9 protein-coding genes are annotated in these 14,515 nt (G+C 35.5%); all 9 read left to right on the top strand.

What is annotated here, in order from left to right:
• The first annotated feature begins 337 nt into the window (after window positions 1-337).
• From CLV33_RS04000 to CLV33_RS03960, 9 genes are read left to right on the top strand one after another with little or no spacing between them, the layout of a single operon-like run.
• Window positions 338-2,590 (top strand): GH92 family glycosyl hydrolase, encoded by a 2,253-nt coding sequence (locus CLV33_RS04000; protein ID WP_105472815.1) that lies wholly within the window; start codon window positions 338-340, stop codon window positions 2,588-2,590.
• The gene (locus CLV33_RS03995) at window positions 2,590-4,470 is read left to right on the top strand and encodes a sodium:solute symporter family protein (protein ID WP_105473123.1); all 1,881 of its coding nucleotides are present in this window, start codon (window positions 2,590-2,592) and stop codon (window positions 4,468-4,470) included. The genes CLV33_RS04000 and CLV33_RS03995 overlap by 1 nt, the downstream gene beginning before the upstream one ends.
• 38 nt (window positions 4,471-4,508) lie before the next feature.
• A complete protein-coding gene (locus CLV33_RS03990; RefSeq protein ID WP_105472814.1) occupies window positions 4,509-5,477 on the top strand; it encodes a glycoside hydrolase family 130 protein in 969 nt (322 codons plus the stop codon).
• Window positions 5,478-5,480: 3 nt separating this feature from the next.
• A complete protein-coding gene (locus CLV33_RS03985; RefSeq protein WP_105472813.1) occupies window positions 5,481-6,551 on the top strand; it encodes a carbohydrate-binding family 9-like protein in 1,071 nt (356 codons plus the stop codon).
• Between the two features lie 2 nt (window positions 6,552-6,553).
• Window positions 6,554-7,669 (top strand): family 10 glycosylhydrolase, encoded by a 1,116-nt coding sequence (locus CLV33_RS03980; protein ID WP_105472812.1) that lies wholly within the window; start codon window positions 6,554-6,556, stop codon window positions 7,667-7,669.
• 9 nt (window positions 7,670-7,678) lie between these two features.
• Entirely contained in the window at window positions 7,679-8,695 is a 1,017-nt protein-coding gene (locus CLV33_RS03975) for a N(4)-(beta-N-acetylglucosaminyl)-L-asparaginase (RefSeq protein WP_105472811.1), read from the top strand.
• Between the two features lie 11 nt (window positions 8,696-8,706).
• Window positions 8,707-11,043: a glycoside hydrolase family 20 protein gene (locus CLV33_RS03970; protein ID WP_105472810.1), complete on the top strand. Its 2,337-nt coding sequence runs from the start codon at window positions 8,707-8,709 to the stop codon at window positions 11,041-11,043.
• 1 nt (window position 11,044) lies between these two features.
• The gene (locus tag CLV33_RS03965) at window positions 11,045-13,264 is read left to right on the top strand and encodes a GH92 family glycosyl hydrolase (RefSeq protein ID WP_105472809.1); all 2,220 of its coding nucleotides are present in this window, start codon (window positions 11,045-11,047) and stop codon (window positions 13,262-13,264) included.
• Window positions 13,261-14,439, top strand: a complete 1,179-nt coding sequence (locus CLV33_RS03960; RefSeq protein WP_105472808.1) for a PNGase F N-terminal domain-containing protein — start codon at window positions 13,261-13,263, stop codon at window positions 14,437-14,439. The genes CLV33_RS03965 and CLV33_RS03960 overlap by 4 nt, the downstream gene beginning before the upstream one ends.
• Window positions 14,440-14,515 lie beyond the last annotated feature (76 nt).

The following is a 14,515-nucleotide window of genomic DNA, read 5'->3' as shown; positions in this document are numbered from 1 at the left end:
TTTAAAAACAAATTTTGGCATTAAGTAATATATGTTGAAATAACATAAGATCATGTGGATTGGGAAACCAAATAAGTTTGTTTTAATAGAATATACGTAATCATCAAAATAACTTCCCCATTTAAATACATTGAATAGGAAATATACCGACCAAAATATAACATGATGAAATATTGATATTCTGTAGTTTTGGTTTGAGTTAAATTTCATTCTAAATAAAAAAGCTTTGTCGTTTATTTTTTTGATGTTTAGCCGAGTTCTTATGTTATCCGTCTAAATTACTTTCATTAATAACTAAAATTATGAAATTTTATAAAATCAATATGCTAAAACCTAAATGAAACAAGTAATACTACTTTTTACACTCATTCTTTTTGCAGTTAGTTGCAGCAAAAATATTAGTAAAAACCACAACAACACACAAATTTTAACAAAATATGTAAATCCTTTTATAGGAACTGGTGGCCATGGGCATACTTACCCAGGTGCAACGGTACCTTTTGGAATGTTGCAAGTTACGCCTGTAAATGGTATTAGCGGTTGGGACTGGTGTTCTGGCTATCATTATTCAGATTCTATTGCTGTTGGTTTTAGTCACTTAGCATTAAGTGGTACTGGTATTGGCGATTTGGCCGATATAATATTTATGCCAGTAAACAAAGAGGTAAATATTGTAAAGATGCCGAAATCTAGAGATTCGTTAGATTATAAATCATTATATAATCATAAAAATGAAAATGCTTCTCCAGGATATTATCAGGTGTATTTAGAAGACCATAATATAAATGTAGAATTAACAACATCTAAACGAACAGCTTACCATAAGTATACATTTAAAGCTAACGACGAACAATCTGTAGTTATAGATTTAGGGTTCGCCATAAATTGGGATAAAGCCACAAGTTCTGGGTTAAAAGTAGAGGACGACTTTACCATTTCTGGACATAGATTTAGTACAGGGTGGGCAAAAAACCAAAAAGTGTTTTTTGTAGCAAAGTTCTCAAAACCCATAATTGGCTATCATTTAGCTGCAGATAATAAAAGTGTTGATACCAAAGATATTAAAGGTGTAAAAACTGCGGCACAATTGTTTTTTAATGATATTGAAAATAATGAGTTACAGGTAAAAGTAGCGCTGTCTTCGGTTGGTATTGAAAATGCTAAAGCTAATTTAGAAGCATCTGGTTTTGAGTTTGAAAGCGTAAAGGCAAAAGCCGAAAACACTTGGAATGAGGTGTTATCTAAAATTACTGTAGATACTGATACCGATTCGCTTAAAACAATATTCTACACGGCGATGTACCATGCGCACGTTGCACCTGTTACATTTAGTGATAAAAATGGTGAATACCGAAAAGAGAATGATGAGATTGCAACTGCCAAAGATTTTACGGCGTATTCCACACTGTCCTTATGGGATACCTTTAGGGCAGAACACCCTTTGTTAACGTTAACGTCGCCGAATGTGGTTTCAGATATTATAAATTCTATGTTGTCGTATTACGAAACTAAAAACATATTACCCGTTTGGACACTTTATGCCAATGAAACCAATACCATGACGGGGTATCATTCTATTCCTGTTATTGTAGAGGCTTATTTAAAAGGTATAAAAGGGTTTGATGCTGAAAAAGCCTATGAAGCCATGAAAACCACTATGATGCAAGATGAACGCGGATTAAACCATTATAAAAAGTATGGCTACATTCCTTATAATTTATTAGATGAATCTGTAACGATTACACTAGAGTACGCCTACGATGACTGGTGCGTAGCACAAATGGCTAAAGCTTTAGGAAAAGAAGACGACTATAAATTATTTTTAAATCGATCTAAAGCTTATGAACATTTGTTTGATAAAGGAACAGGCTTTATGAGAGGAAAATCTATTGATGGTGTTTCTTGGCACGAACCATTCGACCCCAAATACTCCAACCATAGAGAACATACCGATTATACCGAGGGTAACGCGTGGCAACACAGCTGGTTTGTGCCACATGCTGTGGAAGACTTAGCCATGTTACATGGTGGGAACGAAATATTTACAGAAAGATTAGAGCAACTGTTTACAGAAAGTTCTGAGATTACAGGAACAAACGTATCTGCTGATATTTCAGGATTAATTGGGCAGTATGCTCACGGAAACGAACCAAGTCATCATATTGCATATATGTTTAATGGTGTTGGTAAACCGTGGCGCACACAGTTTATGTCTCGACAAATACTAGATTCTCAGTACAACACATCACCAAATGGTTTAAGTGGTAATGAAGATTGCGGACAAATGAGTGCGTGGTATGTGTTGAGTTCTGTAGGGTTGTATCCTATGAATCCTGCTTCAACTGAGTATGAAATTGGAAGCCCAATTTTTGATACTTCAACATTTAATTTACCTAACGGAAAAACATTCACTATTGAAGCAGAACATGTGTCAGATAAAAACATTTATATACAATCTGCTACTTTAAATGGTGAGCCTTTTAATAATACTTCAATTTCTCATGAAACGATCTTAAACGGCGGTATACTTCATTTTGTAATGGGCGCATCTCCAAATAAAGATTGGGGGACTACAAAAACCGAGTTTTAATGGACATTATTGATGTTTTAATTATAGTTCTGTATGTAATATTAACACTTGGGGTTGGTATTTGGGTTTCTAAACGTGCCTCCAAAGGGTTAAATTCTTATTTCTTAGGTGGAAAAAGCATAAAATGGTACTATTTGGGCTTAAGTAATGGTTCCGGTATGTTTGATGTTTCTGGAACCGCGTGGATGGTCGGACTTTTGTTTCTCTACGGAGCCAAGAGTTTTATGTTTATGTGGATGTGGCCTATTTGGAACCAGGTATTCATAATGGTTTTCCTTGCCGTTTGGATTCGGCGTTCTAATATAATGACGGGTTCCGAGTGGATTTTAACACGCTTTGGCGATGATAGATCCGGAAGAGCATCACATTTAATTGTTGCTATTTTTGCCATAGTAGCTTCTGTTGGTTTTATCGCTTACTTTTTTGAAGGCGTTGGTAAATTCATGACCATAATTTTACCTTGGGATTTAAGCTTACTAATAAATGGGAGTGTACTACTCACATCTAGTCAAAGTTATGCACTAATCATTATTTTTCTTACTACAATTTACACCATAAAAGGTGGTATGTTTTCAGTGGTGGCAACCGAAGTATTGCAATATGGTATCATGGTAATTGCAGGAATTTTAATAGCAGTTTATGCCTTTGTTACAGTGTCTGATGTAGAAATTCAAAATGTTATTTCAACTGAATGGAGCACGATTTTCTTCGGAAACACTTTAGAAGGTACTTGGACAGGTAAGTTTGAAGCCTTTAATAATTTGGTAGACACACAAGGGTATAAAATGTTTGGCGCATTTATAGGGATGTGTCTGTTCAAAGGCTTTTTTGCTAGTGTTGCTGGTCCTACACCAAGCTACGATATGCAGCGTATTTTATCTACGCGCTCGGTAAAAGAAGCAGCTTACATGAGTGGATTTACAAATTTAATTTTATTCATTCCACGCTATTTACTTATTGGAGGTATAGTTGTTTTGGCCTTGGTGTTTATTGCTCCAGAATTGGCAGTGTCTCCCACCTTAAATCTTGGCGATTTAGAAATAATTTTACCTAATGTTATTAATAACCATGTGCCTGTTGGAATAAAAGGCTTATTACTTGCAGGTTTATTGGCGGCCTTTATGTCTACATTTTCGGCATTTGTAAATTCTGGTCCAGCTTATATAGTAAACGATATTTATAAAAAATACTTTAAAACAAATGCAACACCTAAACACTATATAAAAGCAAGTCATATCGCCTCTTTTGCTGTGGTAATACTTGGTGTTATTATGGGCTTTTTTGCAGATTCTATAAACGCGATAACGCTTTGGATAACAAGTGCACTCTATGGGGGTTATGTTGCTGCGAACTTTTTAAAATGGATTTGGTGGCGCTTTAACGGTTGGGGCTATTTTTGGGGTATGACGTCGGGTCTCTTCATTGCTACAATTCAGTTTGTGCTCGATCAGAATAAAGATAATTTTGATGTAGGTTCATGGTTCTATAATGTATCACATATTTCTGCGATTTACATGTTTCCAGCTATATTTTTTGTATCGTTATTGGGTTCCTTCTTAGGAACATGGTTAACGCCAGCAACCTCTATGAACACCTTAAAAGCATTTTACAAAAATGTAAGACCTTGGGGTTGGTGGAACCCTGTGCTTAAAGCACTAAAAACCGATGATAAAAACATTACTAAAAATAATAACTTTGGCATAGATATGTTAAATTGTGCTATTGGTATTATTTGGCAATCGAGTATGATTTTGTTACCTATTTATTTCATGATACGAGATTATCCTAAAATGTGGATTACACTAGCTATTTTTTCTATTACAACCATAATTTTAAAGTTTACTTGGTTGGATAAGGTTCGTAGCATATCCGAAGATTAAGATTTAACACAACTTAAAAAAAATTTAATAGATTGAAGATGAAGACAACGATACCTTGGCAAGAACGACCAGAACATTGTAATGATGTAATGTGGAGGTATACAGAAAACCCTATAATAGACCGTTATGCAATTCCTAGCTCTAATAGTATTTTCAACAGTGCAGTAGTACCGTTTGAAGATGGTTTTGCTGGGGTGTTTAGATGTGATAATAAAGCGGTGCAGATGAATATTTTTGCAGGGTTTAGTAAAGATGGTATTCATTGGGACATAGCGCATGAACCTATAGAGTTTCAAGAAGGCAATACATCGATGATAGAGTCAGATTATAAATACGATCCGCGAGTTGTGTTTATTGAAGATCGTTATTGGATTACTTGGTGTAACGGCTATCACGGACCAACAATTGGTATAGGTTATACGTTCGATTTTAAAGCGTTTTTTCAGTGCGAAAATGCGTTTTTACCCTTTAATAGAAATGGCGTTTTATTTCCACAAAAAATAAATGGAAAGTATGCCATGTTAAGCAGACCAAGTGATAATGGCCATACACCATTTGGTGATATTTACGTTAGTTATAGTCCAGATATGAAATATTGGGGAGAGCACCGATGTGTCATGAAAGCTGCAAACTTTGAAGATAGCGCGTGGCAATGTACAAAAATAGGTGCAGGACCAATTCCTATTTTAACCAAAGAAGGTTGGCTAATGCTTTATCACGGTGTTATTAATACCTGTAACGGATTTAGATACGCTATGGGTGCCGCTCTTTTGGATGAAAATGAGCCCGATAAAGTAAAGTACAGAACACAACCTTATTTATTGGGGCCAGCTGTAAATTACGAACAAGCTGGCGATGTACCAAACGTGGTGTTTCCTTGTGCGGCATTACATGATGAAGAAGAAGATAAGTTAGCCGTATATTATGGAGCGGCAGATACTGTTGTAGCTTTAGCCTTTGGTAAACTAAGTGAAGTTATAGAATTTACAAAGCGTAACAGTCTTTAAATAATGAATATAAATTGTAGATATTTATTGGTGTTATACTGCATGTCGCTGTTGGCGTGTGCTCAATCAAATACGTCTATTATTCCAAAAAAGTATGTAGCGTACAAAACTTCTGAAGCTATAGAAATTGATGGCGAGGATACTGATGTTGTATGGAGTGAGGTAGAATGGACCGATGCTTTTATTGATATAGAAGGTGTGAAGAAGCCAAAATATAGTACACACGTAAAAATGCTTTGGGATAATACCTATTTCTACATTTTGGCAATAATGGAAGAACCGCATGTATGGGGACATTTAGTAAAACGTGATACTATAATTTTTCATAATAACGATTTTGAGATTTTTATCGATCCTGATGGCGATTCGCATAATTATTACGAATTAGAAATAAACGCACTAAATACACCTTGGGATTTATTTATTAGCAAACCCTATAGAGATGAAAACGTTGTGTTAAACGATTGGAATATAACGGGTTTAAAATCGGCAGTGAAGGTAAATGGTACAATAAATAATCCGAACGATACCGACAAAGGCTGGATGTTAGAAATTGCCATTCCATGGAAAGCCTATAAAAAAGGCTACTTTCATAAAAATGTGCCCAAAGACGAATTTTGGAGAGTAAATTTCTCTAGAGTAAATTGGGATTACCAAATTGTAGATGGGCAATATCAAAGAAAACGAGATGCAAATGGAAAACTTCATCATGAATACAATTGGGTGTGGTCGCCTACTGGTGTAGTAAATATGCATGAACCCGAAAAATGGGGTTATGTATTTTTTTCTTCAAAAGAAGCAGGTGAAAAGGATAGTTTTACAATTTCAAACGATGAAAAAATTAAATGGAAACTGTTTGAATTGTACAGAGCTCAAAAGCAATATTTCGGCAAAAATGGACTTTGGGCAACTTCTTTAGACAGTCTCTTAGCAGAACCTATTTCAATAGAAAATGAAACTATTAAACCAATTCTTGAGAACCATAGTCAGGGTTGGAATGTATCAGTAAAAAGTCCTTTTTCTGGACATCAATTAATCATCAGAGAGGACAGTAAATTCATTACAAATAAATAAATATGAAATTAGTAAAAGTTTTTTTCGGAATTATTTTATTATCAATTATAGCCTGTAATAACAGTGTAGAAAAGAAAGTAACGGAAAGTGAGGAAGTGTCTACAGAACAACCTACTTCAAAATTTAAATATTGGAGTTGGATGACTGTGGGGCATAAAAAATCAGATTCAGCATATACTGCACATTTTAAAAAATTAAAAAGTTATGGGTTCGATGCCGTTTTATTAAACACTGGCGCAGATCCTATATTACTTAAACGCTTAACGCCACTTGCAAAAAAAGAAGGACTAGAAGTTCATGCGTGGATGTTTACTACCAACAGACCAGGAGATACAACGGCATTAAAACACCCGGAATGGTACATGGTAAGTCGTAGCGGAAAATCGTGCTTTAAAAAAGAAGACAGACCATATGTTGGGTATTACCAATGGTTATCACCAAGTCATCCAGAAGCTAAAAAGCATATTTTAAGTTTGGTGGAAGGCTTAGCAAAAGTTGAAGGCGTTGCCAGTGTGCATTTAGATTATATACGTTATCCAGACGTATTTTTACCTATAGGATTATTGCCTAAATACAACTTAAAACAGGAAGAAGAATTACCAGATTACGATTTCGATTATTCCGATGCTAGTGTGGAAAAATTTATGGCTATGCATCATAAAGATCCAAGAAAAATGAAGAATCCAGCCATAGATATGGAGTGGAAAAACTTTAGGTTAAATGAAATAAGATCTTTAGTAAACGATGCTTACGATTTGGTACATAAATACGATAAAAAATTAAGCGCCGCTGTATTTCCTTATCCGGAAATGGCCGACCATATGGTACGCCAACGTTGGGATAAATGGAACATTGATATGGTATTGCCTATGATTTATTATAATTTTTATAACGAAGAATTAGATTGGATTGGGTATGCCACAAAGCAAGGTGTTCAAGATTTAGAAGATAAACCAGTAGAATTACACACGGGTTTATATACGCCAAAATTAACGCCAGAAGATTTAAAAGTAGCCATACAAGAGGCTAAGGATAACGGCGCTAAAGGTGTGGCGTTTTTTGATGATTATACCATGACGGAAGCTCAATTTGAGGTCATTAAAAGCTCAAAAGAATAAAGAATTAAAATGTCCAAAAGAAGAGATTTTATTAAAAAAGCAGCACTTGGTACTGTTGGGTTAAGTACTGTTATTGGTTGTACCGATACTTCGAAGAAAGCAGATGAAGTTAATGGTACATTGCCCAAAACAGTAAAAAAACCTATTGTTATTTCTACTTGGAGACATGGTTTAGCGGCAAACGAGGAAGCTTGGAGTCAACTTAAAAAAGGTGCCCCGGCATTAGATGCTATTGTAGCTGGAGTTGGTGTACCAGAAGCAGATCCAAATGTTAGAAGTGTAGGGTACGGAGGCTTTCCAGATAGAGAAGGTAAAGTTACCTTAGATGCTTGTATTATGAATCATAATAGCGATTGTGGTTCTGTTGCCTTTTTAGAAGGTATAAAACATCCAATAGCGGTTGCTAAAAAAGTTTTAGATAAAACACCCCACGTGATGTTAGTGGGCGAAGGCGCTAAACAATTTGCGCTTTCCGAAGGATTTGTAGAAGAAAATTTACTCACAGAAAAATCTAAACAAGCTTGGAAAAACTGGCTAGAAAAGTCTAAATACGCCCCAGTAATTAATATTGAAAATCACGATACCATTAGTATGTTAGTACTTGATGAACAAGGTGATATATATGGCGGATGTACCACAAGTGGAGCTGCTTGGAAAATGCACGGTCGTGTGGGAGATTCTCCAATTATTGGGGCCGGATTATTTTTAGATAACGATATAGGCGCAGCGGCCGCAACAGGTCTTGGAGAAGCTGTGATAAGAACCGCTGGAAGTGCCATGGTGGTAGAGTTAATGCGTCAAGGTAAATCGCCAACAGAAGCATGTAAAGCAATTGTAGAGCGTATTTATAAAAAACACGCAAACCATAAAGATTTAGAGTATTTACAAGTTGGTTTTATAGCCGTAAATAAACAAGGCGACTATGGTGGTTTTAGTTTGCGTCCCGGATTTGATTATGCTGTTTTTGATGAGAAAAACGGAAATCGTATGGAGAAATCTGAATTTAAATTAAGTAAAAACAAATAAAATTCAAGGCTATGAAAATCAGATGTTTTAGTTGTTTTTCTATTCTAGCCGTTACCTTTGTTTTACTAAATGCCTGCAAGGAGAAAGCTAGTATTGCATATCAAGAATCAGATATACAAATTATACCAAAAGTAGGGAGTTTACAACTGAATTCAGGCGTGTTTCAGTTTAACGAAAACACCGTTTTTGTAGCTTCCAACCAACAACAAAAAATAGCGGCTCAATTACTCATTGATAAATTTAAAAATGCTTCGGGTTGGAATTTGCCTATTGTAAGTACAATTCCCAAAAACAATTATGTTGCTTTTAAAACTGATGTTGGTTTAGATGCTGAAGCTTATGCATTAAAGGTTAACGAAAACGGAATAACAATTTCCGCATCCGATAGCTCAGGATTTTTATACGCTGTACAAAGCTTAAGACAATTATTACCAGTAGAAATAGAAAGCACAACAGTTGTAAAAGATATAGATTGGCAAATCCCAAATGTTGATATTGTTGATGGACCTAGATTTCCTTGGCGTGGATTAATGTTGGATTTATCACGTCATTTTTTCAATAAAGCATATATAAAAGAAACGATTGATGCGTTGTCTCTTCATAAATTAAACATTTTACACTTGCATTTGGTAGACGACCAAGGGTGGCGTATCGAAATAAAAAAATATCCAAAACTTACCGAAGTTGGTGCGTGGCGCGTAGATCAAGAACATTTGCCTTGGAATTCAAGAACAGAAAATAACCCGAAAGAAAAAGGTACTTACGGTGGTTATTTAACTCAAGAAGATTTAAAAGACATTGTAGCTTATGCTGCTTTAAAGGGTGTTGAAGTAGTGCCAGAAATAGAAATGCCTGCGCACGTTTCAAGCGCTATTGCAGCGTATCCAGAATTATCATGTCATGAGCAACCAATTGCGGTGCCTTCAGGTGCTTTATGGCCAATTACCGATATATATTGTGCTGGAAAAGAAAGTACCTTTCAGTTTTTAGAAGATATCTTGTTAGAGGTTATGGAAATATTTCCCTCTAGATACATACATATTGGAGGGGATGAAGCTACTAAAACCAATTGGGAGAAGTGCGTACATTGTAAAAAACGTATCGCCCAAGAAGGGTTAAAAAATGTAGAAGAACTTCAAAGTTATTTTATAAAACGAATAGAAAAGTTTATAAATTCAAAAGGAAAAAAATTAATAGGCTGGGATGAAATTTTAGAAGGTGGTTTAGCTCCGGAAGCCACTGTTATGAGTTGGCGCGGTGTTAAAGGAGGTGTTGAAGCTGCAAAATATGGAAACGATGCTATAATGTCTCCGGTTGGATATTGCTATTTCGATTATTACCAAGGACCTCCAGAGTATGAACCCAAAGCAGGTGGCTCGGTAATCACAGTAAGTAAAGTGTACGATTTTGAACCAATTGTTGATGAACTAAGTACGGAAGAAGCAAAACATATTTTAGGTGGGCAAGCCAATGTTTGGGCAGAACATATACCAACGGAAGACCATTCGCAATACATGATTTTTCCGAGGTTAACTGCATTATCCGAAACGCTATGGAGCCCTAAAGAATTAAGAGATTGGAACGATTTTTCTGGACGTTTAAAAACTATGATGCAACGTTTCGAGTTATTAGATATTAACTATGCTAAAAGTGCTTATATTATTACTTCAAAAGTAGAAGCGAATGCTGAAGATAAATCTGTGGAACTAACGTTGCACAATGAATTTCTAGATTCAGATATTCGGTATGCTTTTGGTGATGCAGAATTAAACGAACAGTCTGCAAAGTTTGTCACGCCTATTAAATTAAAGCGTACCACAGTGGTTAAGGCCGCTATGTTTAAGGAGAATAAGCCAACAGGAATGGTGTTTAAAGATACCATAACATTTCATAAAGCAGTATCTAGTAAAGTAGATTATATCACCAAATACCATAACAGATATCAAGGGTCTGGAGATTTTAATCTTGTAAATACCTTACGTGGAACTAAAAATTTCCGCGATGGAAGGTGGCAGGCTTGGTTAAACGAAGATGCAGAAGTTATTATTGATTTAGGAGAGGAGAAAGACATTAAACGCGTAACCATCGGAAGTATGGAGAATCAAAAAAATGCTATCTTTTATCCCTCCAAGATACAAGTTTTTGTTTCGAAAAACGGAAAGGAATTTGTAGAAGTAAAATCTTTTAATCGGGCTTTTAAACCCAATAAAGAAACAGAACTCAAAGAGTTTAATTTAGAATTCGAGCCCATAAAAGCAAGAGTTGTAAAAGTAAAACTAAGTTTATCTCATCATATAAGAGAACGAAATGAGGGTTGGATTTTTGTAGATGAAATTTTAATACATTAAAATGAGAATTACGTGTTTTTTAATAGTGCTGTTATTTTGGCAATTTGTAGTAGAAGCACAAGAGGTTGTAGATTATGTAAATCCTTTTATTGGAACTTCAAATTTTGGAGCTACAAATCCTGGGGCTATTGCGCCTCGTGGAATGGCAAGTGTCTCGCCGTTTAACGTTTCCGGCTCTCAAAATACTATGGAAAAAGATAGCAGATGGTTGTCTAATCCGTACGTTCATGAAAATACATTTTTAACAGGTTTTTCACATGTTAATTTAAGCGGAGTAGGTTGTCCAGATTTAGGTGTTGTGCTATTAATGCCTACTACGGGTGCAGTAGAAACTAATCATCTAAAATATGGCAGTACTTATAAAAATGAAGTTGCCAAAGCAGGATATTATAGCACAGAATTAAATAAGTATAACGTTAAAGTTGAAACTACGGCATCTACAAGAGTTGGCGTTTCAAGGTATTCGTTCCCGAAGGGAGAATCTAATATTTTACTCAATTTAGGCTTAGGCTTAACAAATGAAATGGGGGCATCTTTAAAAATAGTATCACCTACAGAAATTGAAGGTAAGCGTACTGTTGGATCGTTTTGTTACTATAAACCAGAAGAGGCGTATCCGCTGTACTTTGTAGCGCAATTCAGTAAACCCGCCGATTCTTACGGCACTTGGAAAACACCATATAAAAATAACGGACATGAAGCCCAATGGATGCCTTACAATGGTAAAACCAGAACTATGGAAGGCTTTAAAAAAGAAGTGATAGGTGATAGTATTGGTGCCTATTTTAAATATCACTTTAAGGAGCCAACTCAGGTGGAAGTTAAGGTAGGGATATCTTATATTAGTATAGAGAATGCTCGAGAGAATTTAAAGAAAGAAACAGAACAATTATCATTTGAAGCAATCTACGCATCAACTAAATCTAATTGGAATAAGTTACTATCAAAAATAAAAGTTGAAGGAGGCAGTAAAGACGACAAAACTATTTTTTATACGGCCTTATACCACACATTAATTCACCCAAATACCCTAAACGATTATAATGGAGAATACCCGAGTATGGCAACGCGGGAAACTTTAAAAACCAATGGTACTCGTTTTACAGTATTTTCATTTTGGGATACATATCGTAACCTGCATCAGCTTATGTCGTTAGTGTATCCTAAGCAACAATCGAACATGGTTAAAAGTATGCTTCAAATTTACGATGAAAGTGGCTGGTTACCGAAATGGGAATTAAATGCAACCGAAACTACAACTATGGTTGGAGACCCTGCAGGCATTATACTCACCGATACGTATTTAAAAGGGATTACTGATTTCGATGTAGAAAAGGCATATACCGCAATGCGAAAAAGTGCTACTCAATTAGAAAACAATCCATTAAGACCAGGTATACAAGAATATATTTCTAACGGGTTTTTAACGACTAAAAATGCGGGTTCGGTATCAACAACCCAAGAGTATAATATTAGCGATTTTGCTATCGCACTTTTAGCAAAACGATTAGGTAAAAAGGACGATTATAAAAGGTTTTCAAAGCAATCTTTAACCTATAGAAATTTATACGATACAAAACTTAAATTGTTACGCCCTAAGAACCCAGACGGTTCTTGGTACACGCCTTTTAATCCGCTTGCAGGTGCCAATTTTACCAAAAATATTGGCTTTATAGAAGGTAATGCGTATCAATATGCATTCATGGTATCGCACGATACCAAAGGATTAATGAAACTTATGGGGGGTAAAAAAGAGTTTGCCAAACAATTACAAAAGGTTTTCGATACCAACCAATTCGATATGGCAAACGAACCCGATATTGGGTATCCATTCTTGTTTAATTATGTAAAGGGCGAAGAAAAACGAAGTCAAAATCTAGTAAGAGGTTTAGTAGCGCAATATTTTAAAAACACACCTGATGGATTACCTGGAAATGATGATACTGGTACGATGTCGGCGTGGTTAATTTATAGTATGATGGGTATTTATCCTATTTCCCCGGGAGAACCATTTTATACGATAACAGCGCCAATGTTCGATAAAATTACTATCGATTTAGATGCCAAATATTACAAGGGTAAACAGCTTGTAATAAAAAGAACTGGAAATCCTAACGGAACTATCAATAACATAGAACTAAATGGTAAACCTCACAAGGGTTATTTTGTAAATCACTCCGATTTGGTAAACGATGCCGTACTTAATATCCATCTAAAATGAAAAAAATAATTATCGCTATATCACTGGTTGTTTGTGGTATAACGTCTTCTCAAAATAGTGTAGAACAAACTGTTTTTTCCAATCAAATTATAAATTATGGAAAGCCCGATAGCACTAATATTGACCCTGAGGTTATAAGATTATTTGGTGGGCGCCTGGTAATTAAAAAAGTAACCGTACCCACCTTTGAGAACGGTACTGATGTACACTTAAAATTGAAGTTAAGATCTAATGGTGATAAATGGGATAAATCTGGTTCTTGTTTTGTAATTACCAATCCTGATGATATTTCAATTCTAGACGTGGCAAACGGAAACGCAAATTTCCCAAAGGCATCTTATGTCACAGAGAAACATGGCGGCGTTTTACCTACCAGTAATTACACACCAGTTATAGAATTGTTACGTTTTATGACACCTTTTGGTGTTGGACATTATAGTAACGATGAGCGTAAGTATTTAAAACCTGTTTACATTCCGAAGTGGGAAAAAGAAGTGGTTTGGAATCAGGATATTTCGCATTTAGAAGATGTGGTTACCGGTACATTCTATATCGGCGTTTGGATAGACTCATGGACAAAAACAGGCTATAAATTTGATGTAACTTTGAGCTATTCTGGAAGAGCTAAAAAACAGCGCAAAGTAATGTCGTTAGTGAACACCGTAAAGTATGGTAAAGGACAAGCATTACCTTATTTCTTCGCTGATGGACCATTAGAATATAATTTTCAATTACCAAAAAACCTGAAGAATGTAAAATTGCATTATATCACCACAGGTCATGGCGGTCATAGAGGAGGCGATGAGTTTACCAAAATAAAAAACAGTGTTTACTTCGATAATAAATTAGTATTAGATACAATCCCATGGCGTGATGATTGTGCTTCTTTTAGACGGTTTAACCCAACTTCGGGTGTTTGGTTAAGAAAAGATTCTGCGTATTATAGAGACCCAAAAACAAGAAAACGTGCGGTAAAAGAAATAGAAGAACGCTTAGCTTCATCAGATCTTTCTAGGTCTAACTGGTGTCCTGGGTCTAAAGTAGAGCCATTCGCAGTAGATTTAGGTGATTTAGAAGCCGGAAAACACAGTATCAAAATAACTATTCCCGCAACAAAGGCTGAAGAAGGAAAAGCGAATCATTGGTTGGTTTCTGCATACATAACGTACGAATAGTAAGTATTTTTAATTAAGATAATTAAGCTTGTTGTGTAGGTTAATGTATTGAAAAACAGACGTATTGAAATAATAA

It is taken from the genome of Jejuia pallidilutea (genome assembly GCF_002973595.1).
Lineage (GTDB): Bacteria > Bacteroidota > Bacteroidia > Flavobacteriales > Flavobacteriaceae > Jejuia > Jejuia pallidilutea.
The sequence above is the reverse complement of the archived record's forward strand: the minus strand, read 5'-3'. Positions and strand labels throughout refer to the sequence as shown.

Excerpts from the sequence above, each read along its gene's own strand:
- CLV33_RS04000 (WP_105472815.1), top strand. The coding sequence starts at position 338 with ATGAAACAAGTAATACTACTTTTTACACTCATTCTTTTTGCAGTTAGT.
- CLV33_RS03995 (WP_105473123.1), top strand. The coding sequence starts at position 2,590 with ATGGACATTATTGATGTTTTAATTATAGTTCTGTATGTAATATTAACA.
- CLV33_RS03990 (WP_105472814.1), top strand. The coding sequence starts at position 4,509 with ATGAAGACAACGATACCTTGGCAAGAACGACCAGAACATTGTAATGAT.
- CLV33_RS03985 (WP_105472813.1), top strand. The coding sequence starts at position 5,481 with ATGAATATAAATTGTAGATATTTATTGGTGTTATACTGCATGTCGCTG.
- CLV33_RS03980 (WP_105472812.1), top strand. The coding sequence starts at position 6,554 with ATGAAATTAGTAAAAGTTTTTTTCGGAATTATTTTATTATCAATTATA.
- CLV33_RS03975 (WP_105472811.1), top strand. The coding sequence starts at position 7,679 with ATGTCCAAAAGAAGAGATTTTATTAAAAAAGCAGCACTTGGTACTGTT.
- CLV33_RS03970 (WP_105472810.1), top strand. The coding sequence starts at position 8,707 with ATGAAAATCAGATGTTTTAGTTGTTTTTCTATTCTAGCCGTTACCTTT.
- CLV33_RS03965 (WP_105472809.1), top strand. The coding sequence starts at position 11,045 with ATGAGAATTACGTGTTTTTTAATAGTGCTGTTATTTTGGCAATTTGTA.
- CLV33_RS03960 (WP_105472808.1), top strand. The coding sequence starts at position 13,261 with ATGAAAAAAATAATTATCGCTATATCACTGGTTGTTTGTGGTATAACG.